This is a genomic window from Arcicella sp. (assembly GCF_964672035.1).
The window spans coordinates 1-23,827 of record NZ_CBABQS010000071.1 but is presented as its reverse complement, the minus strand read 5'-3'; the positions used below and the strand labels follow the sequence as shown (position 1 = coordinate 23,827).

General features: G+C 36.1%; 17 protein-coding genes. 11 read left to right on the top strand and 6 right to left on the bottom strand.

Annotated elements, in window-relative coordinates:
• The first annotated feature begins 1,092 nt into the window (after positions 1 to 1,092).
• From AC1W31_RS16285 to AC1W31_RS16275, 3 genes are read left to right on the top strand one after another with little or no spacing between them, the layout of a single operon-like run.
• Positions 1,093 to 1,323: a 4a-hydroxytetrahydrobiopterin dehydratase gene (locus AC1W31_RS16285; protein WP_481735545.1), complete on the top strand. Its 231-nt coding sequence runs from the start codon at positions 1,093 to 1,095 to the stop codon at positions 1,321 to 1,323.
• Positions 1,324 to 1,380: 57 nt separating this feature from the next.
• Positions 1,381 to 2,055, top strand: coding sequence for a 16S rRNA (cytidine(1402)-2'-O)-methyltransferase (gene rsmI / locus AC1W31_RS16280; protein WP_481735544.1), 675 nt, complete (start codon positions 1,381 to 1,383; stop codon positions 2,053 to 2,055).
• 44 nt (positions 2,056 to 2,099) lie between these two features.
• A complete protein-coding gene (locus tag AC1W31_RS16275) occupies positions 2,100 to 3,371 on the top strand; it encodes a lipoprotein N-acyltransferase Lnb domain-containing protein (protein ID WP_481735543.1) in 1,272 nt (423 codons plus the stop codon).
• 152 nt (positions 3,372 to 3,523) lie between these two features.
• On the opposite strand, the gene fumC is transcribed toward AC1W31_RS16275, so the two are convergent.
• On the bottom strand, positions 3,524 to 4,921 hold the full coding sequence (gene fumC, locus AC1W31_RS16270; RefSeq protein ID WP_481735542.1) for a class II fumarate hydratase: 1,398 nt from the start codon (positions 4,919 to 4,921) through the stop codon (positions 3,524 to 3,526).
• A 294-nt stretch (positions 4,922 to 5,215) separates the two neighbouring features.
• Between fumC and AC1W31_RS16265 the strand changes: the two genes are divergently transcribed.
• Complete coding sequence (locus AC1W31_RS16265; RefSeq protein ID WP_481735541.1) at positions 5,216 to 5,965, top strand: DeoR/GlpR family DNA-binding transcription regulator; 750 nt, start codon at positions 5,216 to 5,218, stop codon at positions 5,963 to 5,965.
• Positions 5,966 to 6,040: 75 nt separating this feature from the next.
• Here the strand turns inward: AC1W31_RS16265 and AC1W31_RS16260 are convergent, their stop codons facing one another.
• Positions 6,041 to 6,505: a DUF3592 domain-containing protein gene (locus tag AC1W31_RS16260; RefSeq protein WP_481735540.1), complete on the bottom strand. Its 465-nt coding sequence runs from the start codon at positions 6,503 to 6,505 to the stop codon at positions 6,041 to 6,043.
• 503 nt (positions 6,506 to 7,008) lie between these two features.
• Positions 7,009 to 8,079 carry a magnesium/cobalt transporter CorA gene (gene corA / locus AC1W31_RS16255; RefSeq protein WP_481735539.1) on the bottom strand — a complete coding sequence of 357 codons (1,071 nt, stop codon included), beginning with the start codon at positions 8,077 to 8,079 and terminating at the stop codon, positions 7,009 to 7,011.
• 129 nt (positions 8,080 to 8,208) lie between these two features.
• Between corA and AC1W31_RS16250 the strand changes: the two genes are divergently transcribed.
• The 4 genes from AC1W31_RS16250 (at position 8,209) to truA (ending at position 12,022) form a co-directional block, all read left to right on the top strand.
• On the top strand, positions 8,209 to 9,432 hold the full coding sequence (locus tag AC1W31_RS16250) for a serine hydrolase domain-containing protein (protein WP_481735538.1): 1,224 nt from the start codon (positions 8,209 to 8,211) through the stop codon (positions 9,430 to 9,432).
• 78 nt (positions 9,433 to 9,510) lie between these two features.
• Positions 9,511 to 10,056: a nuclear transport factor 2 family protein gene (locus AC1W31_RS16245; RefSeq protein WP_481735537.1), complete on the top strand. Its 546-nt coding sequence runs from the start codon at positions 9,511 to 9,513 to the stop codon at positions 10,054 to 10,056.
• A gap of 227 nt (positions 10,057 to 10,283) precedes the next feature.
• Entirely contained in the window at positions 10,284 to 11,000 is a 717-nt protein-coding gene (locus AC1W31_RS16240; protein WP_481735536.1) for a YebC/PmpR family DNA-binding transcriptional regulator, read from the top strand.
• Positions 11,001 to 11,290: 290 nt separating this feature from the next.
• Positions 11,291 to 12,022, top strand: a complete 732-nt coding sequence (gene truA / locus AC1W31_RS16235) for a tRNA pseudouridine(38-40) synthase TruA (RefSeq protein WP_481735535.1) — start codon at positions 11,291 to 11,293, stop codon at positions 12,020 to 12,022.
• A 69-nt stretch (positions 12,023 to 12,091) separates the two neighbouring features.
• Here truA and AC1W31_RS16230 read toward each other — a convergent pair whose 3' ends face one another.
• The 3 genes from AC1W31_RS16230 to AC1W31_RS16220 all read right to left on the bottom strand — a co-directional run bounded on the left by AC1W31_RS16230 (position 12,092) and on the right by AC1W31_RS16220 (position 20,246).
• Complete coding sequence (locus AC1W31_RS16230) at positions 12,092 to 16,291, bottom strand: sialate O-acetylesterase (RefSeq protein WP_481735534.1); 4,200 nt, start codon at positions 16,289 to 16,291, stop codon at positions 12,092 to 12,094.
• A 188-nt stretch (positions 16,292 to 16,479) separates the two neighbouring features.
• The gene (gene mutS / locus AC1W31_RS16225) at positions 16,480 to 19,359 is read right to left on the bottom strand and encodes a DNA mismatch repair protein MutS (protein ID WP_481735533.1); all 2,880 of its coding nucleotides are present in this window, start codon (positions 19,357 to 19,359) and stop codon (positions 16,480 to 16,482) included.
• Between the two features lie 173 nt (positions 19,360 to 19,532).
• Positions 19,533 to 20,246, bottom strand: a complete 714-nt coding sequence (locus AC1W31_RS16220; RefSeq protein ID WP_481735532.1) for a YqjF family protein — start codon at positions 20,244 to 20,246, stop codon at positions 19,533 to 19,535.
• 142 nt (positions 20,247 to 20,388) lie between these two features.
• Between AC1W31_RS16220 and AC1W31_RS16215 the strand changes: the two genes are divergently transcribed.
• The 3 genes from AC1W31_RS16215 (at position 20,389) to AC1W31_RS16205 (ending at position 23,713) form a co-directional block, all read left to right on the top strand.
• Positions 20,389 to 20,958: a hypothetical protein gene (locus tag AC1W31_RS16215; RefSeq protein WP_481735531.1), complete on the top strand. Its 570-nt coding sequence runs from the start codon at positions 20,389 to 20,391 to the stop codon at positions 20,956 to 20,958.
• Positions 20,959 to 21,043: 85 nt separating this feature from the next.
• Positions 21,044 to 21,511, top strand: a complete 468-nt coding sequence (locus tag AC1W31_RS16210; RefSeq protein WP_481735530.1) for a (2Fe-2S)-binding protein — start codon at positions 21,044 to 21,046, stop codon at positions 21,509 to 21,511.
• Positions 21,512 to 21,532: 21 nt separating this feature from the next.
• Positions 21,533 to 23,713 carry a xanthine dehydrogenase family protein molybdopterin-binding subunit gene (locus tag AC1W31_RS16205; protein ID WP_481735529.1) on the top strand — a complete coding sequence of 727 codons (2,181 nt, stop codon included), beginning with the start codon at positions 21,533 to 21,535 and terminating at the stop codon, positions 23,711 to 23,713.
• Positions 23,714 to 23,827 lie beyond the last annotated feature (114 nt).

Sequence of the window (23,827 nt, the reverse complement as noted above, 5' to 3'; positions counted from 1 at the left end):
TAAAATTTTGACATCAAAGTTTTCTTTGATATTTTACCACTGAGAATCGGTTAAATCTGATGGATACATCAGAAAGTAAATTTATGGTTTGACAACTCAAATTTACTGACCGATTCTCATTTTTCGTGAAACTTTAGACAACCTCTAAGAGAACTAATCTCCAACGTAAAATATAAACGGCTCAACTACCACACGGTTTTGAGCCTTTTTGTTACCATTTTGTTACTTTCTCTTTCACAAAGACATAAATATCTATGAGCCATCACGTTATGTAGTTCGCTCGAACCACTTGATTTAGATGGAGGTTGTAAATACGAACTTATCAAAGAATTACAATCGGCAGATTTTGATGTGAATACTAATGAGATATTATGAGAAAAATTAAATTTTCATTAACTTGTTACCTGTAACAATTAATTGTAATACACAACAAATATTTGTCACAGGTAACAAGTTAATGAAATAATAATTAGTAGTGTTAAATCTTACAAGTCAATAAATTTTACTTGTAGAATATTGTTTTGTAAAAATTTAGAATTCAACGATTTACAATCAAAAAACATCAAATACCATATGATATACCGATTTTATAAAGTCAGAAATTATTAGTTTTTGTGAATTTTATTGAAAAAAAGTGAATTTTCAATCATACGATATAATGTACTTTCAACTGCCGATAATATCTGGCATTATCAAAAGCTAAAATGAGGATTTTAGGCTTTTTTTCAAAAGTCTAAAATATTAAAAAAACTGCGTTTAAATGATTTGAAGGCAGTTTTAATCAAAAATACTCAAGCAATTAATTAGAAGGAAACGGATATAAAAAAACATATTTTAACACTAAAAATTGATAGAAATGAGCAAAAAAAAATTTGTCAGAATTGTCAGAGATAAGAAAAAATGGTTAAGTATCTCATTATCAGAAGGTTATGTAGAGGGTGATACAGAATCCCTCGCTCTCTACATAAAAAAAAAGAATCATCAAATTGGTGATTCTTTTTTTTGTTTTAATACCTTCCGATAAATCCGACAAAACCTTGTAAATGACCTTAATTACGTGTAATTTTAAGTAAAAATAAAACCTTTTAAACTATGTGGAAAGAAGAAAACAACAAACTAAAAAGAACATTTGAATTCAAAGATTTTTCAGAAGCCTTTGCTTTCATGAGTCGGGTAGCCCTATTAGCCGAGAAACAAAATCACCATCCATGGTGGTCTAATGTTTATAATAAGGTAACAATTGAACTTAATACGCACGATGCAGGAGACATTGTGACGGACAAAGATTTGAAATTATCAAAAGCCATTGATGAACTTTTATAAGAAAATTTGACATTAGGTAGTTAGGATCTAAGTCCTAATTACCAATTAATACGAAAGATGAAGCTATATTTAGTACCAACACCCATTGGTAACCTTGATGATATTACCTTACGTGCCATAAAAGTTTTGCAATCAGTTGATGCTATTTTGGCGGAAGATACCCGTAATTCTGGCGTTTTGATGAAACATTTAGGCATTCAAAAACCTTTATACGCTCACCACGCCCACAATGAACACCACGGAACGATGGGAATTATTAAATTATTGAAAGAAGGAAAGACTTTGGCCTTAGTCTCTGATGCCGGAACACCAGCTATTTCTGACCCAGGTTTTTTATTGGTGAGAGAATGTTTGAAACAAGGTATAGCGGTTGAGTGTTTACCTGGAGCAACTGCTTTTGTGCCTGCTTTGGTAAATTCTGGATTACCAGCCGACCGTTTTACTTTTGAGGGCTTTTTGCCTCATAAAAAAGGCAGACAAACCCGATTGAAAAATCTGGTTGAAGAAGAACGAACCATGATTTTTTATGAATCACCTCATCGCCTCCTAAAAACGTTGGAACAATTAGGCGAATATTTAGGTCAAGAACGTCAAGTATGCGTTTCTCGTGAATTGACAAAGATTTTCGAAGAAAATAGAAGAGGAACCGTGCTGGAAATTTTGACGCATTACCAACAAAATCCGAATACAATCAAAGGTGAAATTGTAATAATTGTTGCAGGAAAGGAGTAAAAGTCTTATTTTAGAATTAAAAAATACAAAGCCAAAATCGACGTATGAAGCACCTCAACTTTACTCGAACACTTCTTTTTTTGCTAATGGCAAATACTTCCCTATTTTCTCAAAAACTCTCTGAAAGTACAAAAGTCAGTCTAATCACGGTAGCGCCAGGCAATGAATTAAACGATTCGTTTGGCCACACACTCCTATGGATTTACGATCCTACCAGTGGTGTGGACAAAGCGTATAACTTTGGAGAATACGATTACGATACTGAAAATTTTTACTGGAAATTTGTTCGTGGACAATTGCCTTATAAAATGGGCTATTATCCCTTGAATTTATACGAGCAATATTATCAAAAACAGAACCGAAAAATGACGGAACAAGTCATGAGTTTGGCGATGTATCAGAAACAGCTAATTTATGATAATTTAGAAAAAACTTATAACAACCCCGATACCAGAAATTATATGTATAAATTTTATACCGATAATTGTTCAACTCGCATTCGGGATGCTTTGATGACTGGTTGTGCAGACAGTGTGCATTTGCAAAATATTCCTGAAATGAATGACAGTACTTACCGCCAATGGATGAATAAATGTTTACTTAGAAAACATCATTATTGGGCGGCAGTGGGCATGAATGCAGGATTGGGAGCGCCCGCCGATGAAAGAATTTTGCAGTTTGGTGCTTGTTATATTCCAGAAAATTTAATGAGAAGTATGGGTTCTGCCCGTAGAATGGCCAATCATCATGTGTATTATTTTGTAAAAAGCACCAATAATTTATACCAAACCGAGGTTATTGATGACGAGCCTTCTTTTTTTTTAACGCCCCGTTTTTGGTTTTGGTTACTTTTAATAATTACCAGTTACATTACTTTTAGACATTGGAAAAAACGCCAGAAAGGATATTTGATTGATAAAATACTCTTTGGATTGGTGGGTGTCTTGGGCTGGGTTTTACTCTTTTTATGGTTTGGAACCGATCATGGCGTAACTAATTATAACCGAAATTTACTATGGGCATTCCCATTCCATTTACCCATCATCTTTTGGCTTTCTGAACGCAAAGAGGCTCGTGATTTTTGGTATGGCTACTATTTTATGTTAACTGGTATAATGCTTGCGATGGGACTTTTCTTCGTCATTCAATATTCTTGGGATACCGTTCCCTTGGTTTTATCCTTATTTGCAAGAGCGTTTTATCACGCAGGGTTTGAACGTGAACACCGCATGACGAATACTAAATTTCGCAAAATTATTAAAGGACGGCATTTAGAAGTAATTCATCTGGAACATGAACAAAGTATGGAAGAGTAAAGCATAGTATTATAAAAATGGGCGTAGGAATTAACTTTCTATTCCCATTTTTCATGATTACATATATTTAATAAACTATCACATCCTATCCCTAAACACAAAAAGCGGTAGAACAGAAAATCCATCCTACCACTTTTAATCATTAATTTGTATTAAATCTCACCAACCATTTCTTCTGGTTTCACCCAAGCATCAAACTCTTCTGCCGTTACATATCCCAATGCAATGGCTGTTTCTTTCAACGTAGAGCCATTTTTATGAGCCGTTTGGGCAATTTCCGCAGATTTGTAATAGCCAATTTTAGTATTCAAAGCGGTTACTAACATCAAAGAGTTATTGACGTGCTTTTTGATATTCTCGTGTAATGGTTGAATTCCCTCCGCACATTTATCATTGAATGCCACGCAAACATCGCCAATTAAACGAGCAGAATGTAGGAAATTAAAAATCATGACGGGTTTGAAAACATTTAACTCAAAATGACCCATCGAGCCTCCAATACCAATCGTAACATCATTTCCCATCACTTGTGCCGATACCATGGTCATCGCTTCGCATTGCGTAGGGTTAACTTTCCCTGGCATAATTGAAGAACCTGGCTCATTATCAGGAATATGAATTTCACCAATTCCAGAACGTGGTCCTGACGATAACATTCTGATATCATTGCCAATTTTCATCATGCTAACTGCCACCGTTTTCAAAGCACCGTGGGTTTCCACAATGGCATCGTGAGCTGCTAATGCCTCAAACTTATTTTCTGCGGTAATAAATGGTAAGCCCGTTAATTCAGCAATATGTCTGGCAACGTTCTCAGAATAGCCTTTTGGCGTATTGATTCCTGTACCAACTGCCGTACCACCCAAGGCTAATTCAGCTAAATGAGCAAGGGTGTTATTGATGGCACGAAGTCCGTGGTCAAGTTGTGAAACGTAACCCGAAAACTCCTGACCGAGCGTCAAAGGGGTAGCATCCATGAAATGGGTACGACCAATTTTTACCACATTTTTAAATTCCTTCGCTTTGGCATCCAACGTATTTCTCAATTTTGTGATACCAGGAATGGTAACTTCCATCAAAATTTTATAAGCCGCAATGTGCATGGCCGTTGGAAAAGTATCATTGGAAGATTGTGATTTATTCACATCATCATTTGGATGAATATATTTCACGTCGTCCATCAAATCACCGCCATTAATTACGTGAGCTCGGTAAGCAACTACCTCATTGCAATTCATGTTTGACTGCGTACCCGAGCCAGTTTGCCAGACCACCAAAGGAAATTGGTCGTCTAACTTTCCTGCCAAAATTTCATCACAAACCTGCCCGATAAGATTTTTTTTATCTTCAGGTAAAATGCCCGCTTCAAAATTGGTATTCGCCGCTGCCTTTTTCAAGTAAGCAAATGCACGAATAATTTCTTTTGGCATCTTATTAATATCCTGAGCAATCGGAAAATTCATGATTGACCGTTGTGTTTGAGCGCCCCAATAAACATTGGCAGGGACTTCCACCTTACCCATTGTGTCTTTTTCTATTCTGTATCCCATAATTTATTTAATTTTTTAATGACACAAAGGTAAAGATGAAAGGGATTTCCAAGTAATTTTACTTAAATTATTATAAAACAAAAAAGGGTACAAACCTCAAAGTTTGTACCCTTTCTATTCAACCTTTCAAAACACAATTTTCATTCATTGAACTTTTCGTTTTTGTAATGAAAAACAGTTATACTCGTAACAAATTAAAAGCTATAAAAATGGTTAATTATAATAGTACAAATTTATGCAAAATAATTTGTAAATATTCAGATATATAATTGTACTATATTTAAAATTTTCAACATGTTAAAAGAAGAAAGGCAACAAGCTATATTAGAAAAATTAGGAACGGACAAAAAAGTTACACTCGTAGATTTAGGGCAAATTCTAAATGTCTCTTATGATAGCGTTCGAAGGGATATTATTGAATTAGAGGATCGGGGGCTTTTGAAGAAAGTCCACGGCGGGGCAATCGCTCATTCATACCTTTCAATGAAGACAAGTAAAGGATTAGGAATCGTAAATACTGAATTTGTAACGATTGCAAAAAAAGCCTTAAAATTAATTGAGAATAATAAAATAATTTTAATGGATGGAGGAACGACCAATTTTTATATTGCCGAACAACTCCCTAAGAATCTGGAAGTTACCATCGTCACGAATAATCCTCATCTGGCTACGGCTTTATCCGAACACCCAAAAATTGAGGTTATTTTATTGGGTGGCTCCTTTTACAAAAGGTATCAAATTACGATTGGTAGCAAGACCATTCAGGATTTAGAACATATTCAAGCAGACTTCTATTTTATGGGTACTAACAGTATCAGCGTTGAATCAGGATTAGCCATTCGCCATTACGAAGAGTCTATCTTGAAACAGAAAATGATGAGTGTTTCAAGGAAAACAATTACTTGTGTTTTGGAGGAAAAAATTAACCGTGAAGAGAATTACAAAGTATGCAATTTTGCTGATTTAGACTATTTAATTACCAGTTTAAATCCAGCGGATGAACAATTAAAGAATTTTAGGCACAAAGGGGTAGAAATACTATAAACCTTGCAAAACCTTGCAAAAAAAATGAGCGTAGATAAATCTACGCACATTTTTTGTTTTATGGTTTTGTTTCTTTTAAAACATTAATAAAATACTGGCAACTAACAATCCTGTTCCTAAAGCAAAAAATACTGAAGGTTTAATTCCTGGAATACTACTTTCTCCTAAAGCCGATTCATAAGGGTTTTCAGGATTGTAACGAACCTGCATTTTTTGTCCAACTTGGCTTAATATCGACATTCCTTTATCCGCTTCTATTTTAAATTGTCTTTCATTTACACAGAAACTAACAACTGGAAAGAAAATTGGATGTTGCCCACGTCTATCACTTCTATCATAACGCTTGCCCACTTCCACAATTTCACCTTGCGTTAGTCTTGAATGTTGAAGCCATGCTTTACGTTTTTGGCTAAGAAAAATTCCCAAAAATATGAGTGCCGTTGATACCAAAGCAAACCCTGCCATTACCGTTGGTGGCACGCCTGTGAAAGGCCCATGTTTACCTGATATTAAAAATATTGAGTTTAAGATATGTACCATGATATTGAAAGTTCTTAAGATTTTGATTCAAATTTGCCTTTAAAAATTTGAAGAATTACACTTCTACAATGCAAAAATTGCATAAAAGTTACTAATAATCAAGTAGTTATACTTCAAGGAGCATTTTGAGGAGCGTGGGGAAATAGGGTAGTTTTTTATAAAATTCAGTGTTTCTTAGGCTTAAAATTAAAATTTGAAAGCTATTTTCTGGTTTTTTACAATTTTTACAGATTTGATGCTTGATTTCTAAACTTGGATAATAAAAAAAAGTATTTTCAATATTCGGGGAAATATTTTATGGGATTATTTTAAGTAAAAGTTTAATTTTAACATCATTTTAATTGCAATAAATAAAAAACAAGGAAGTAGGTTTTAAAGTGAATACGATAATACATAATTCAATAATAATTCTGGAAAACAAGGTTAAAAAAGAGGTGCTTTATGCCAAAAAAATATTTTTAGTTCAAATACCTCTTTTTAGGTCTTTACGATAAATTTGACATTTATAGCCAATCTTTTCTCTTGAAATAGACCAACATTCCTAACACTAAAATAATCATAAATCCCCAAACGAAGTAATATCCGTTGTGCCAATGCAATTCGGGAATATTATCGAAATTCATTCCGTAAATTCCCGCTATAAATGTCAGAGGCATAAAAATAACGGAAATAACGGTCAGCACTTTCATAACATTATTCATGCGATTACCCGCTTGTGAAAGGTACAAATCCATCAAAGATGCCACTAATTCACGGTAAGAATCTATGCTTTCAATCACTTGGGAAACGTGGTCATGCACATCACGGAGGTATAAAACGGTATTGGGCGTAATAAGTGGTGCCTCCTCACGAATAAGATTTGAGAGCATTTCTCGAAGCGGAAAAACAACTTTTCTCATCAACATCAACTCTCGTTTCAAAGAATACATTTCGGTCATCGACTTTTGTTTTGTTGTATTGATAATTGAATCTTCAAGGCGCTCTATATTTTCAGAAATTTGCTCTAAAATCAAAAAATAATTATCGATTACTAAATCCATTAAGGCGTACAATAAATAATCGGCGCCATTTTTACGGGTTTTGCCTGCAGATGTTTTTAATCTTGCCGATATGGGTTCAAAAATTTCTTTTGAGCGTTCTTCTTGAAAAGATATTAGAAAGTTTTTTCCCAAAATAAAACTCAAATGTTCCACTTCTATTTCTCGAGTATACGGATTGTACTCAATCATTTTGAAGGTGATAAACAGCTGGTCATCATCGTAATATTCAAACTTGGGTTTTTGCTGTGAATTCAAAATATCTTCCATCACGAGCGGATGCAAACCAAAAATTTTTCCAACTGTTTCAATAACTTTTGGTTCATGAATACCATCAATATTAAGCCAATAGGTTTTATCAGAATCTAATTTGAGTTGAAAGTCTAATAATTTCGGAAAAATATGCGTCTTATAATTTTCCAAATTATATTCAGTCCAATAAATTTTTGTATCAAATTTGACTTCCTCACCCACGTAGGTGAGCGTTCCTGGTGAAGTTCCAAGGTTGGCACTTTTAATTTTAAAACGATTTGACATTGTTTGAAGTTTGTATTTATCGAAATTAAAAAAGGATTGGCATTAATCAAATTCAAGCCGTAATTTTACGTTATACGATTATAACACAAAACATCGTAGCATTATAAATCCAACTTAAACGTGATATTTTTGAAGATTACAAAATACGTACTAATTACAAGTTTTTTATTTGGTTTTGGCATACTTTCATGCTCCCATCAACCTGGGCAACTTTCTGAAGAACCTACCAGTAGTGTAGCAATTCACAACGATAGTATCGCTCAGCTTTTTGATGCTAAAGTTGCGGGTAGAAAGGCCATAAAATTGGATACTTTTTTTAAGAAATTGCACAAATTCGGTGGTTTCAACGGTGCCGTTTTGGTATCGCAGAATGGAAAAATTATCTATAAAAAAGCCTTTGGATATTCAAGTTTTGCCAAAAAAGATACCAATACCACGCAAACACAATTTCAATTAGCGTCTGTTTCTAAGCAATTTACGGCTGTTGCCATTATGCAATTGCACGAAAAAGGCTTAATTGACTACGATACGCCTGTTTTTAAATATATTCCAAGTTTCCCTTACGATACTTCCATTACCATTAGAAGTTTATTGACCCACCGTTCGGGTATTCCAAATTATGTATATTGTTTGGATAAAATTGTGAATAAAAAAGTACCCATGACTAATGACCAAGTCGTGAATCTTTTTGCTCAATACAGACCCGGAATAAATTACCTGCCAAATTCAAGATTCAGCTACAATAATTCTAATTATGTTTTATTAGCCTACATAGTTGAAAAATTATCAGGAATGAATTTTAGAGACTATGCCCAAAAGTTCCTTTTTGCGCCCGCAGGTATGTCTCGAAGTTTTATATATGACCCTTATAAAATCGACCAAACGGCCACTGCTGCCATTGGATATACGCCTCGAAGACATGGATTTTGGGCAGTTCCGTTCGACCATTTAGACGGAGCAACGGGCGACAAAGGGGTTTATTCAACCGTTGAAGATCTTTTTAAGTGGGATATGGCCTTAAATTCCGAGAAATTAGTAAAAATAAAAACCTTAAATGAAGCCTTCAAACCTGCTCATACTTTCAAATTTGCGTCGAATAAAAACTATGGTTTTGGATGGCGTTTACAATTAATGGATGATGGCTCGTGGTTAACTTTTCATACAGGTTGGTGGCATGGATTTAAGAATTATTATATGCACAACAACCGTGATAATTCATCCATTATTATTCTGCAAAACGTGGCCAATCATGCTTTAGGACGTATAAAAGTTGCTCAGTCAATTCTTTATCCAGACAAGGCTTGGTATTTTATGAGTGGTGAAGGTTTGCCTGACGAATTGGAAGGAGAATAAACAATAAAAGCCCTAATTAATTCGTTTAATCACAAATTAATACTAATTTTAGGGGTAATTCCTAAACGCAATCCAATCATGAAGATTTCAAATATTATCCTCTTTTTGTTTTTAATTTCGGTAAGTATCGTGGCTGTCAAAGCACAGTCGGAAGATGATGCCGTTAAATTGTGTGTAAATAATTACCTCGACGGTGTATCAAAAGGCGATGCAGCCAAATTGAATCAAGCTTTTCACCCAACGGCCATTCTTAGAACAGTAAGTGCTGCGGGAGCAATTCAGGACATTCCAGTGGCAAAATTTGTGGCTTCAATGCCCGCAGGCGGTATTTCAACGAAAGGTGGTTCGACAAAAATGATTTCGTATTCGTATGTAGGCGTGTCTGCCTTAGCAACGGTTGAATTATTATTTGGCGATTTTAAATACATTGATTTATTGAGTATGTTAAAATTCGGAAATGAATGGAAAATCGTTAGTCGTGTGTTTAGTCGTGCAGATTTGGATGCTCATGTAAAAGGTATGGGCGCAAGTCCTTCTAATTCAGTTGTGGCAAATGCACCAGCAAAAGCAGCGCCTAAAAAATCAACGGCAAATGTTAAACCAAAATCTGATGATGGTTGGTAGAATTTGATAAACAGATTTTTAAACATATTAAAACAAAAGCCCACTTTCTGTGGGCTTTTTGTTTTACTTTTTGCTAAAAAAAGGATTAATTTCTAACTTTACACAACTATAAAAAATAACATTTACTAAAATAAATAATTTCAATCTAAAATATTTCAAGTTGTTGATTATTGGCTAATTACGTAATTATTGCCAATCACTAATAACCTACAACTAATCACTGACCAATGGGAAGAGCATTTGAATTTAGAAAAGCCAGAAAATTTAAAAGATGGGGACAGATGGCAAAAACCTTTACCAAAATAGGTAAAGATATTGTTATTGCAGTAAAATCAGGCGGTCCAGACCCGCACTCAAATTCACGTTTAAGAGCCATTATTCAGAATGCAAAAGCAGTGAATATGCCTAAAGAAAACGTGGAAAGAGCAATCAAAAAGGCATCGTCTAAAGAGCAAGAAGACTACAAGGAAATTATTTACGAAGGATATGCTGCCCACGGAATTGCTATTTTAGTGGAATGTACAACCGATAATACCAACCGTAGTATTGCCAATATTAGAAATCATTTTACCAAATGTGGAGGTACTATCGGAACAACTGGAATGTTAGATTTTATCTTTGACCGTAAATGTGTTTTCAAAATTGCCAAAACTCCAGAAATTGATACGGAAGAGTTAGAATTTGAATTAATTGATTTTGGTGCGGATGAAGTTTTCTTGGATTTAGAAAACAATCAAATCAATATTTATGGAGAATTCACAGCTTACGGTTCACTCCAAAAAGTATTAGAAGAGAAAGGATTTGAATTGCAAGGTGCTGATTTTGAACGTATTCCAAATGATACAAAAGAAGTTACGGAAGCACAAATGGCTGATGTAGAAAAACTACTTGAACGATTGGAAGAAGACGATGACGTACAAAATGTTTATCATAATATGCGATAATGGCTGCAACCACACAGAAAAGATAGGGAACATAGAAAATTTTAGTAATGTCAATGTTTCATCTAACTCTTATTCTATAGAACTTATACTCCGTATGTGGTTGCAAAAAGAAAAAAGCCAGAAAACTATCTGGCTTTTTTGCTGTATTGCTTCTTGCTATTATTTGATAATTAATCCTTTCGGAAAATTATCGTAACGCAAAAATAGCAATTATCTTCATAAATAATTCAATTTTATTATAGATGACCATTTTTTATTGGTAAAACTGGTTCATAATTTATTTAACGTAAATGAGATACTTTATTGAGTGTGCATATAGAGGTACAAATTATAGTGGTTGGCAAATCCAAGACAATTCTTTAACTGTTCAAGCGGAAATAGAAGAGGCTTTAAGTACACTTTTAAAACATAAAATAGAAATTACGGGCAGTAGTCGCACCGATACGGGAGTTCACGCTGTTCAGCAAATGGCGCATTTTGATATGGCAAACGAAATTTCGGATTGTGACAATTTAGTTTATCGAATGAATAAATTGCTGCCATTTGATATTTCGATTCAAAAAATATTCAACGTTGCGGATAATTATCATTCAAGATTTGAGGCCATTTCTCGAAAATACGAATACCGAATTTCCCGCAAAAAGAATCCGTTTCGAAGAGGCTTAACTTATGAATTTAACGGAAATATTAACATTGAACTTATGAATGAAGCGTCCAAAATTCTCTTCAAACATATTAATTATCAATGTTTTAGTAAAATTCACACGAATGTTTTGACTTTTAACTGCACAATATTAGAGGCTCAATGGGAGGAAAAACAAGAAGATTTATTAGTTTTCTCCATCAAAGCGAATCGTTTTCTCCGTGGGATGGTGAGAACAATTGTTGGAACGCTTTTGGAAGTGGGGTTGGGTAAAATTTCTTTAACTGCATTTGAGGAAATAATCCTTTCAAAAGACCGCAAAAAAGCAGGAAGGTCGGTACCAGCAGAGGGTTTATTTTTGATGGAAGTAAATTACTGAATACAATTTTTGAAATAAAGACGGCATCGCTTTGGGCGATACCATCGTTATTTTATCTTGATTTAAAGATTAATCAATCACCAATTTTTTGCTAAGAATACCCTCCTCATTTTTAAAACTTAATACATAATTTCCTGATTGATAATCATTTAATTGAATAGTTACTTCATTTGTTTTCGTGATTTCTTTCTGGAAAAATTCTACACCATGCAAATCCACAATCTTTATTTGTCCTTTCATTGGCTTAGAAAATTTTACCGTAATGAAGCTGTGTGAAGGGTTTGGGAATAATTCAAATTGGCCAAAAATCTCTTGTTCATTCGCTAAAATAGTTGCCGTCGTTCCTTTTATGGTGGCAAAATCCGATTCTGTTTTATCGCCATAAGCCTTCAAACGGTAGAAGTAAGTTGTTTTATCTTTTAGAGAAACTTCAGCATATTCCGTTTTTGAAACGTCTAATTTTATCAATTCTTTATAATCTTCGGTTTCGGCATTTTTCTTTTCCAACACATACAGCGTAGCATTTTGGATAGGTTTCCACGAAAATTTTAAAGCCTCGTGTGTAACCGAAGTAATGGACAATTCTGGCGTCATCAGAACATTGGGCGTGGCAATGGATGCTTCATTAAGCAACGATTCTGTTATATTTCCTACCGCTTTAATTCGATAACTATAAAGTGTATTGGGCAATAAATCTTTATCCGTGAACGACACAACCGTTGGCTCGAACGTGGCGATGATTTTATAATCTTGCGTGGGCGATTTTCTTTCTAAAATAAACGAATTTACATTGGGTACGGATTTCCAATTTAATCTTAGCGAATTATAGTATAAAACAGTCAAAGCAAGTTCTGGACTTTGCAAAGGAACGAGCGTTGTAACTTCAGCATTTGCATAACCAGATTCGGTAAACGTTCCAATTGCTTTAATTCGATAAGCATATAAAGTACTGTTTTTCAGATACTTATCTTGATAATCCATTACATTTACTTCTACTTTGGCAATTTGTTCAAAGGAATTTGTCGTTAGGTTTTTCCTTTCAATGAGATAACTAATAGCCTCTGGAACTGCTTTCCAAGCTAATTTTATGGACTCAATTCCAGTAGCATTAGCGGTCAGATTTGGCAAATCTAAGGCTTTAGGCATTTGAATCTGTACACTTGAATTTTCTGATTCTACGTTGTCTAAAATGGCTCTTATTCTGAAAGTATATAATGTATTTCCTGCTAAATTATCCACTAAAAATGACAGCGTTGCTTTTGGAATATTTTTTACCAGTTTAAAATTTTCAGTTTGCAAATCTTTTATCTCTAAAACATAAGCCGCATTGACAACCTCCTTCCACGATAATTGTACAGAAGTAGCCGTTTGAATTTTAGCCAACAACGTGGGAGAATTTAAAGGTTCAGCAATGGCTTGCTTGTTGAATGAAAATGCACTCATTCCCCGCTGATTTTTCAGAAAAGGTCCGCCAAAAACCCCTCTCAAATCAATGGGATAATTTAAAGGATAATAAGCAGGCAAATATGTAAGTGTTTGGGTTCCAGTATATCCCGAAGTTTTCAAAATAATTTTATTGTTTTCGGCTCTTCCAGAAACAACCTTATCCGTGGCATTATTGAGGTAAATAAAATCTTTCATAAAATACTTCCGAAGCGTGCCATTATCTTGATTGTAGGTGGAATCTGCCAGCCAAACCATTTTTTGTGAATCTTCAAAAAGCACCGTTATTTCATCTTTCGCCACCTTGGAATAATAGACTTTTTGCACATTTGGCGAGTTGATTTGCAAAGTATCCGTTGAACCATAAAAATCACGAGAAACCAATTTGAATACATCGGTTGCCATTTTTTTATAACCATTCACTGAATAATGCCCTCCGTCGTACCCAGCATTTCCGATGGTCGCAATGATTTCAGTTTTGGGAAAAGTCTTCTTGATTTGGCGTTGATAGTCACGTAAATCTGCTGCTTCCGAAAACGGAAAACCCGTAATATTTATCTGAAAAATATAGAATTTCCCGACCGAAGGATAATCTGTTTTCCAAAAATTATACAATTTTTCAAATTCAGGTTTCCAGACAGCGGGTTTATCAATGGCCTCCGCTTCACCTTGCCAATAGAAAAACCCTTTCAAATTATCGAAATGCCCCGATTTTTTAGCTCTGTATAAAAGTCTTCCATACACATTTGTTACATTGCTTGGATTGGCGGCATCACGAATGGTATGTTCCGTAATGGCAGAACCACTAATGGCTTCGTTCATAAAACAAACTGGAATTCCGTATTTTTCTACAATTTGTTTCTGCAATTCAATGCCCCAAACGCCCACGTAAGGCTTTCCATTATTTGACAATGCCCAAGTAGTATCTGATTCGGTAATGAATGGATTTGCCGTTTTTGCTTGCCCAAAAGTTCGACAAAAATCATTTCGATAATCAGAATTTGGGAAGGTTGTTGATACACCCCATGCGGCCGCATTTGATTGTCCATTAATAAGATAAGCATCACCCGAAACTACATTTTCACGGGAAGTAACTAACACAGAATCAGCGCCTTTGATGGCGTATAATCTAAAATTATAATTTGCTAATTCAGCTTTTATAGTATGTGAAAAAGAAAAATTTGCGATAGTTCCTGTAAAATTTAAAGCACTTTTGAAATATTTCACCATCGAATTATTACGAAAAACCAACAATGATAAAGTATTATAGTCAGTCGTTTCTATTTTCCCCTTAATATCAATTACGGCTTCATTTTTTGCATTACGTGGAAATAATTGAAAACTTTGAGGAATTTTTGAAAAAGTTACCGCAGGAATTGGCACAAAAGGTTCAATTATAACTTCAAAAAATGATAAAGCTCGCAAGCCACGTTTGTTCTTGATATAGGGGCCAGTATAAGGGAAATCTGGACTTTTTGAATCAATCAATGGCGGTAAATACGAAACTAAATTGGCGGTAGTGGGTGAGTTTAGTTTCAACACTACCTGATTAGCGACCGCCAAACCAGCAGAAACTACGCCATTAATGCCGTTTAAATAATACTGATTTTTCATCAACAAGTTCCGAACTTGGTCTGTCCAAATCAACTCTTGTCCATTATCAAAAAGTAAGGTGATTTCTGTTTTTTCTTTGTTCGAGAAAAATGCTCTTCGGATATTTGGGGCATTAATATTATCGGTATCGGTTGAATTATAAAAATCTCGACCCACCAATCTGGCAAACTCTTGGGCATTCTGAATATAACCTTCGGTGGAATAATGCAAACCATCAAACCCTGGCGTTCCAACGGATGCAACTACTTGAATATCAGGGTATTTATCCGCTTCTTTTCGTTGAATATCACGTACTTGTGGCGCATCTGGACGGGCAAAATCAATGATGTCAATTTGAAAAAGATAGATTTGTTTTATGGAAGGCAAATCTGTTTTTAAATTCTTATAATACACATCAAAATTGCCTCCCCAATCAGTTCCTTCTCCGTAAGCCTCCGTTTCACCTTGTCGATAAATCATGGCTTTGACCGATTGTGACACCCCAGCTTTCTGAATTCTATACAACATTCTGCCGTAGCCATTGGTCAAATCAGTTGGATTATTAGCGGTTCGAGTAGCGTGTTGTTTCATCGACGACCAATTAAATCCTCCATTAATTAAGCACGTTGGAATCCCATATTTTTCTAAAATAGTTTGCTGAAATTCAAAACCCATCGTGCCAACTCCCTGGTTATAAGCATCTTGATTCGATAAAGCCCAGAGCGTATCCGCTAGATTAGCGGTATCTATTCCCCAAGTTCCTGATATTTTTCCGAATGTTCGGCAGAATTCATTTTTTCGAGAATCGTTAAAAAAAACGGTGGCATTTGATTGCCCAGACATGATATAGACATCACCCGAAACGATATTTTCACGATTTACCACATTGATAGAATCCTTTCCCTTAACCGCATAAATCTTGAAATCGTATTCTGCTTTTTCCGCTTTGATTCTAACGGGTAAAAAAGCAAATTTACCCACTGTATTTACGTAAGCAAGACTGGCTTTTTGATAGCCAATAATTTGTTTGTTTCTAAGAATTTGGACTGAAAAATATTCCCATCCAGCTTCTTCTATTTTTCCAGAAATAGGAACAAAAGCCTCACTTTGGTCATTTCGGGGATATAATTGATAACTTTGGGGAAGTTTATCAAAGGTCGTAGCAAAGAATTTCTGTGCTTTTAAAGAAGTACAGACAAGTAGAAAAAGTAGTAATGTGCTAAAATTTTTCATTTAGTATGATAGGTTTTACAGCTTAAATTTATGGGTTATTTTTGGGGGTTATAAAATACTGCTTGTGTATATACGTTTTTTTGAAAGGGATAGATTTAGGAAAAACCATATCTATTTTACGGAATTTTTCCTAATATTTTATTTTTTGATTGCATTGATACGAATAATCTTACATTTTATTTTCAAAATTAACCTTCAAAGACTCGTTTCACTTCATTAAGTTTTAATAACGCTTCAATCGGTGACATCGTATTAATATCCATGTTTTTCAAAAGTGCTTCAATTTTTTCCGTTTTAGGATTCTTTTCTGCTTCAAAAATTGCCATTTGAAAATTCTGTTTTGGCATTTCTTTGATGGTTTGGCGGTGCTGTTCTTTGGAACGATTTTTCTCTAATTCTACCAATATTTCACTCGCCCGAAACACTACATTTTGTGGGATTCCAGCCAATTGAGCCACATGAATTCCAAAACTATGCTCTGAACCACCTTCTTGTAGCTTGCGCATAAAAATCACTTTCCCGTTGATTTCTTTTACCGAAACGTTGAAGTTTTTGATTCTTGAAAAGTCATTCGCCAATTCATTCAATTCGTGATAATGGGTGGCAAAAAGCGTTTTTGGGCGGCAATTTGAGTGATTATGCAAAAACTCCGCAATCGCCCAAGCAATCGAAACGCCATCGTAGGTACTCGTTCCACGACCAATCTCATCCATTAAGACGAGACTTCTGTCCGAAAGGTTGTTTAGGATACTGGCCGTTTCGGTCATTTCGACCATAAATGTTGATTCTCCTTTCGATAAATTATCACTTGCCCCAACCCGAGTAAATACTTTATCGACAATCCCAATATTTGCTTCGGTTGCGGGAACGAAACTACCAATTTGAGCCATCAAAACAATTAAAGCGGTTTGTCGCAGAAGGGCAGATTTTCCCGCCATATTTGGGCCCGTGATGATGATAATTTGCTGGGTTGAATCATCCAAATATAAATCGTTTGGCACATATTTTTCTCCCAAAGGCAACTGTTGTTCAATAACAGGATGTCGTCCATTAATCACACTAAGCACCTTACTATCAGTTACTTGCGGCTTTGAATAATTATTTTTAACCGCCACTTTCGCAAAATTTGTTAATACGTCAAGCACCGCAATAATCTTGGCATTTTGTTGAATTTGGTGAATATACTCGTTGGCTACATTTACTAATTCATTGAAAATTCTTTGTTCGATAACGTTGATTTTATCCTCCGCACCTAAGATGGTTTCTTCATATTCCTTTAATTCGGGCGTGATGTATCTTTCGGCATTTACAAGCGTCTGTTTACGAATCCAGTCTTCGGGAACTTTATCTTTATGAGAATTAGTAACTTCTAAATAATATCCAAAAACTCGATTGAACGAAATCTTTAAAGAAGTAATACCCGTCCGTTCAATTTCACGATTTTGAATTTGCATCAAAAAGTCCTTTCCTGTGAAGGCAATGCCCAAAAGATGGTCTAAATCTTCATCCACTCCCTGCCGAATCATTCCTCCTTGATTGCTCAAAATGGGTAAATCATCCCGAAGTTCTTTCTGAATTTTATCCAATAAAAATTGACAAGGATTTAGTTGGTCAGCGTATTTTTTTAATAGTTCTGAGCCATGAGCTTTGAGCTTTGAGTCTTCAGTTTTGAGTTCATTTTTACTTTCCTCAACTGTTGATTGCTGACTGTCAACTGCCGATTGCTTATAGTCAGGATTGAGAACTTCATTCAAAAAGTCATCGCTACTGATTTCATTTCTTTCGGTATCATCATCAAAAATTCCTCCTCCAACGGCCAATTCACGAGCATCTTTTTCAGAATGAAAACCACCCACAATTTCTAAAGGCTTACCATTGATCAATTGCCAACGGCTAGGTTCGATGTGAAGAAGTGCTTTTTTGAGGGCTAATAATTCTCTTGGATTAATTCTACGAACGGCTACTTTCGAGATAAGTCGCTCTAAATCACCAATTTGTTTCAAATGAGATTCTAAACTTTCACGCAATTCTTCGTTTTCTTTAAAATAAGAAACTGTGTTTAATCGCTCTTGAATTTGCGCTTTTTCTTTGAGTGGTAAAACCAACCATTTTCTCAACAACCTTGCGCCCATCGGTGTCATGGTGTGGTCGAGAATTTGAATTAACGGAATTCCGCCCTCCTGCTGTGCCGACACTAATTCCAAGTTGCGAATCGTAAATTTATCCAACCACACATATTTCTCTTCTTCCAAACGATTGATGCGAGAAATATGCCCCACTTGCTTGTGTTCAGTTTCGGACAAATAGTGCATGATCACGCCCGCCGCAATAATTCCTTCGGTGAGTGATTCAATACCGAAACCTTTTAAATTATTGGTTTTGAAGTGATTAGTCAATAATGGGTAAGCAAAATCATGCTTAAAAGCCCAATCATCCAAACCAAATGTTAAATATTTATCCCCAAATATTTGGGTATATTCCTGCCGATTTTTCTTGCAAAATAAGACTTCCGAAGGCGAAAAACTTTGTAGTAATTTCTCAATATATGCCACATTTCCCTGCGAGCAAAGAAATTCGCCCGTTGAAATATCCAAAAAAGCAACCCCCAAAATTTCCTTTGAAAACGATGAAAAACTGATGGAAGCCAAATAATTATTTTGCTTCATATCCAACACATTATCGTTGTAGGAAACCCCTGGTGTCACCAATTCTGTTACGCCTCTTTTCACGATTCCTTTTGCCGTTGCGGGGTCTTCTAACTGGTCGCAAATGGCCACTCGCTCGCCTGCACGCACTAAACGGGGGAGATAATTATCCAAAGAATGATGCGGAAAACCCGCCAAATGGTCATCGGCATTTCCATTATTTCGACGGGTAAGCGTAATATTCAGAATTTTAGAGGCACGCACGGCATCTTCCCCAAAAGTCTCATAAAAATCACCAACCCGAAACAACAACAAAGCCCCTGGATATTTCAATTTAATTTGATTGTATTGCTTTGAAAGGGGCGTTTCGTGGGATTTTTTTTCTTTTGTTTTATCGTTAGGGTTATTGGAAGGTCTTGCCATTAGGGGATTTTAGAAGAAGTCTCATTGCTCCTTTTTAGTTGAAAATTGAATACGGAACGCCGCCCGATTAAACATTGAGAATTGAACATTAAAATTCATTCTCTAACAAAAATACAAACAGCAAGGCAAAGAGTTGATAAAGTGGCGAAAAGAATTAGTTTTTGATCAATCTGTTATAAATTCTTTTTGTGCAAAATACTTATAGCTGAGCCTTTTGCCATAAACACACTATCAGGAGCATTTTCATTTAAAAATGAGAAAGTTTTACCGTACAATTTTTCAAAATCACATTCAATTTTATAATTTTTGACCTTATGAATTTGCCATGACGGATGCTGCACGCCGTACTCAAAAGTGGTAGTTTCGCTGTATTTTGAATAGCCCCAATAATGCTCGGCGATAAATTGTTCCTTGCTTCCTTCAATCATTGGGGTAGAAATTTTCTCGGTAGTTGCTTCTAATTTATTCCAAATGCCTTTAAATTTCCAATGATAACCCAAATTGATTTCGTTTTCCGTTTCTTTGTGAAAGTGATTCATCGCTAACGTAATATATTTTTCACGATATAAAGTATTGGCAATCAAAGTAATAGCTAATTTTGGAACAATTTCTTTAATGAAAACGGCGCCTCTTTTCCACGTATTTCCATCTTTTACTCGCACATAGAAACGAAGGTTCACTTCTTCAAAATTGACGTGAAAAGGAAAAGATAGACCTAAAATTTTCGTTTTTTCAAACATAAAACCGATTAAACTGACGTAACAAACCCCGTTGAAATAATCTAACTCAGTTTTGGGCGGTAAATATGGCAGTAAAATTTTGGGGTCAATCACGTAATTCGCCATAATGAGATTGTTCCATTCAGCGGTAAGAAATTTGTCTGGCATATTTTTAATGTTAATGATGATATTTAATGAAACAGTATGAAATCAAAAGAGTTTTAATAAAATAAGGGCAAGATTTAACTTTTTAAATATCAACAATCAGATTAAATTTAACAGAGAAAATATATTCGCTAAATCAAAACTTATGAAAAAGATTCACTCAATTGCCTTTATGGCAGCCTTTAGCATCATTATTTTAAGTATCAGTTCATTTCAAATACAGGACGAAACAGCCCTAAAAAAAGAGAAATCGTTGGACTCATTTAAGCAAATGCTCACGGTTATAAAACACCCACGTTGCATGAACTGTCATCCATCCGACGACCATCCGAGGCAAGGGAATGATAGGCACGTCCATCTTTTCAATGTGCAAAGAGGAAAAGATAACGAAGGACTGGCAGCGATGCGCTGTAATACTTGCCATCAAAAAACAAATAATCCTTATTCCAACGTTCCCGGAGCGCCCAAATGGCATTTAGCTCCTATTGGCATGGCTTGGCAGGGTTTATCCGATGAAGAAATTGGAGAATCTATTTTGAATATGAAGACAAATGGCGGAAAAAATCTGGAGGAATTAGTCCACCATATGACTAAAGATACGTTGGTTCTTTGGGCTTGGAATCCTGGAAAAGGGCGCTCATTACCTCCGCTTAATCAAGCACAATTTGCCAAGGCCGTGAAAGATTGGGCGGACAATGGGGCGGCGGTTAAGTGAGTTATTTAGTTAAGATTAACGTAGGCTGGGTTTTGAACCCAGCCTACGTTCTCTATAATTTTCAAAATATTAAACTCCTCAAAAAATGAGAATAGATTTTACCATAAATGGCATTCCCAAAACGGTGGATGTGCCAGAAAACATGCCTTTGTTGTGGGTGGTACGTGATGTGCTGAACATGAAAGGCACAAAGTTCGGCTGCGGACAAGCGGCTTGTGGCGCTTGCACGGTTCACATTGATGGAGATGCCATCCGTTCGTGTTCATTTGCTGCGCAATATGCTCAAAGCAAACACATTACAACCATCGAAGGACTGTCTTCGGGCGAAAAATTGCATCCCGTTCAACAAGCTTGGATTGAGGAAATTGTACCTCAATGTGGGTATTGTCAGCCAGGTTTTATGATGTCGGTTGCAAATCTTTTAGATAAAATTCCAAATCCGACCGATGAAGAAATTGATGATAATATTACCAATATTTGTCGCTGTGGAACGTATTATCGTATGCGAAAAGCCATTCATCGGGCAGCGGAAATAAAATCTTCTCAACTATAATCTCCCTAACATCTTCAAAATATGGAAAAGAAATCTATTAATCGTCGAGGGTTTATCCTCAAAACTGGGGTTGGATTGGGCGTATTATTGGGCGTTGGCGTCGTGGCTTGCGGACCGCTCAGAAGAACCATTGCCCAAAAAGTGGATGAAGGCGGTGTTGGATATAAAAATGAGTACGAAGCCTATATTTGGTTTGAATTACAGCAAGATGGTAGCGTAATTTTGCACTCTCCAAAAGTAGAAATGGGTCAAGGAATTTTTACGGCTTTAGCGCAAATTGCCGCCGAAGAATTGGAAATGGACTTTAATAACATCAAAGTTGTTCACGCTACCACCAATCACGGTCCAATTGATGCTTTATCAACGGGCGGGAGTCTCACCGTTTCAACGCTCTATCAACCGCTTAGAGAACTGGCCTCCACCATGCGAGAAATGATAAAAGTAAATGCAGCTAAACTCATGGGCGTTCCAGCCAATACATTAACCGTTAAAAATGGTGAAGTGATAGGGGCAAATGCAAAATTATCTTTTGCAGAAATAGCCACAAAATCAACGGATTGGCATTTAAAAATCGAGAATCTTGTCTTGAAATCAAAAAAAGATTTCACCCTCATCGGAAAACCCATTCCCCGCATTGATTTAGTACCAAAAGTAAAAGGAGAAACCTTGTACGGCATTGATTCTACTTTCCCAGATATGCTTTTTGGTTCTGTAGCTCGTCCACCCGTTTTTGGAGCAGTTTTCAAAAGTGCCGAAGCGGGAAATGCTACAAATATGCCCGGCGTCGTAAAAGTAATTATTGAAGATAGTTTTGCGGGCGTAGTAGCAAAATCAAGAGTACAAGCAGAAGATGCCAAAAAAGCACTCAAAATTAACTGGATAATGCCCGATAAATTAGTGCAACAGGCAGACGTTGAAGCATTGGTGAAAGTGAGTGTTGGCAAAGATGTTATTATTCAAAAAGAAGGAAATACTGCTATTTTGAAGAATGAAGACACTTTTACAAAAGAATATTATAGTCCATTGGGCGCTCATGCGCACATTGAACCCAACGGATCTGTCGCTTTTTATCAGGATGGCAAAGTGGTCGTAAAAATGAGTACGCAAGTAGCCAAAATCACCCGTGATGATGTAGCAAAAGCCTTGAAAATTGATGCAGAAAACGTGGATATTCAGTCGCAATATTTGGGTGGCGGATTTGGCAGAAGACTTCAAACATCCCATGCCATTGAGGCCGCTTTAATGTCGAAATCCGTTGGAAAGCCCGTACACGTATTTTTTGAACGTACCGAAGAGTTTCAAAATGGCGTTCTCCGCCCACCAACGCACAATATTTTGAAGGCCAAATTAGATGCCAACGGAACGATTGAAGCCCTCGAACATCATACCGCCAGTGCCGATGTTGCTTTCAATTCTGCTATTTTAGCCAATATTTTCAAACCCCTCAGTTCATCCATTGCAGAATCATTGGTTGGTGCGGATTTTGGCGCTTGGAGAGGCGGTATGATTCAATATAAAAATATAAAAAATTACAGCACCACGGCGTATCACAAAGAATTACCTTTTCAAACCAGTTGGTGGCGTGGACTTGGACTTTTGGCGAATACCTTTGCCATTGAATCTTTCATGGACGAACTCGCTCACCATTCGAAGCAAGACCCTTTGGCTTTCAGATTAAAGCACCTTCCCGATGACGAAAGAGGACGTTCAATTAAAAATGTGTTGAAAGCTGCTTGTGAAAAAGCGGGTTGGGGGAAATCTCTCCCAGAAGGCCGTGCAATGGGTTTAGCTTGTTCAATTGACGTAAATACGCCCGTCGCACAAGTAGCAGAAGTGGAAATAAAGAATGGGCAAATCAAAGTCAAAAAAGTAACTTGCGCCATAGACCCCGGGATAATTATTAATCCAGATGGCGTAAAAGCACAGGTGGAAGGCGCCATTATCATGGGTTTAAGTGCCACACTTTTTGAAGAAGTAACGGTAAAAGATGGCTTAGCAACTCCCAATGCTTTTGGCTATTATCCAATGGCCTATTTGCGTGATGCCCCCGAGATTGACGTAGTTTTATTGTCAAATGGCGAAAGTCCTCGGGGCGTTGGCGAACCTCCCATTGGCCCAATTGGGGCGGCCGTTGCAAATGCTGTGTTTAATTTAACGGGAAAAAGATTAAATCGAATTCCTTTACAATCGCATATTTCCTAGAATAATAAACGCAGGTTGGATTAACCTTTAATGTAAAACCAACCTGCATTTTTTATTGCGAAAACAATGTATATATTTGTAAATCAGACACTTAGATAAATAAAATGCTTTTAA

Coding starts and splice junctions, on each gene's coding strand:
- AC1W31_RS16285 (WP_481735545.1), top strand. CDS start 1,093: ATGTGGAAAGAAGAAAACAACAAACTAAAAAGAACATTTGAATTCAAA.
- AC1W31_RS16265 (WP_481735541.1), top strand. CDS start 5,216: ATGTTAAAAGAAGAAAGGCAACAAGCTATATTAGAAAAATTAGGAACG.
- fumC (WP_481735542.1), bottom strand. CDS start 4,921: ATGGGATACAGAATAGAAAAAGACACAATGGGTAAGGTGGAAGTCCCT.
- AC1W31_RS16215 (WP_481735531.1), top strand. CDS start 20,389: ATGAAAAAGATTCACTCAATTGCCTTTATGGCAGCCTTTAGCATCATT.
- AC1W31_RS16240 (WP_481735536.1), top strand. CDS start 10,284: ATGGGAAGAGCATTTGAATTTAGAAAAGCCAGAAAATTTAAAAGATGG.
- rsmI (WP_481735544.1), top strand. CDS start 1,381: ATGAAGCTATATTTAGTACCAACACCCATTGGTAACCTTGATGATATT.
- AC1W31_RS16210 (WP_481735530.1), top strand. CDS start 21,044: ATGAGAATAGATTTTACCATAAATGGCATTCCCAAAACGGTGGATGTG.
- mutS (WP_481735533.1), bottom strand. CDS start 19,359: ATGGCAAGACCTTCCAATAACCCTAACGATAAAACAAAAGAAAAAAAA.
- AC1W31_RS16230 (WP_481735534.1), bottom strand. CDS start 16,291: ATGAAAAATTTTAGCACATTACTACTTTTTCTACTTGTCTGTACTTCT.
- AC1W31_RS16245 (WP_481735537.1), top strand. CDS start 9,511: ATGAAGATTTCAAATATTATCCTCTTTTTGTTTTTAATTTCGGTAAGT.
- AC1W31_RS16220 (WP_481735532.1), bottom strand. CDS start 20,246: ATGCCAGACAAATTTCTTACCGCTGAATGGAACAATCTCATTATGGCG.
- AC1W31_RS16275 (WP_481735543.1), top strand. CDS start 2,100: ATGAAGCACCTCAACTTTACTCGAACACTTCTTTTTTTGCTAATGGCA.
- corA (WP_481735539.1), bottom strand. CDS start 8,079: ATGTCAAATCGTTTTAAAATTAAAAGTGCCAACCTTGGAACTTCACCA.
- AC1W31_RS16260 (WP_481735540.1), bottom strand. CDS start 6,505: ATGGTACATATCTTAAACTCAATATTTTTAATATCAGGTAAACATGGG.
- truA (WP_481735535.1), top strand. CDS start 11,291: ATGAGATACTTTATTGAGTGTGCATATAGAGGTACAAATTATAGTGGT.
- AC1W31_RS16205 (WP_481735529.1), top strand. CDS start 21,533: ATGGAAAAGAAATCTATTAATCGTCGAGGGTTTATCCTCAAAACTGGG.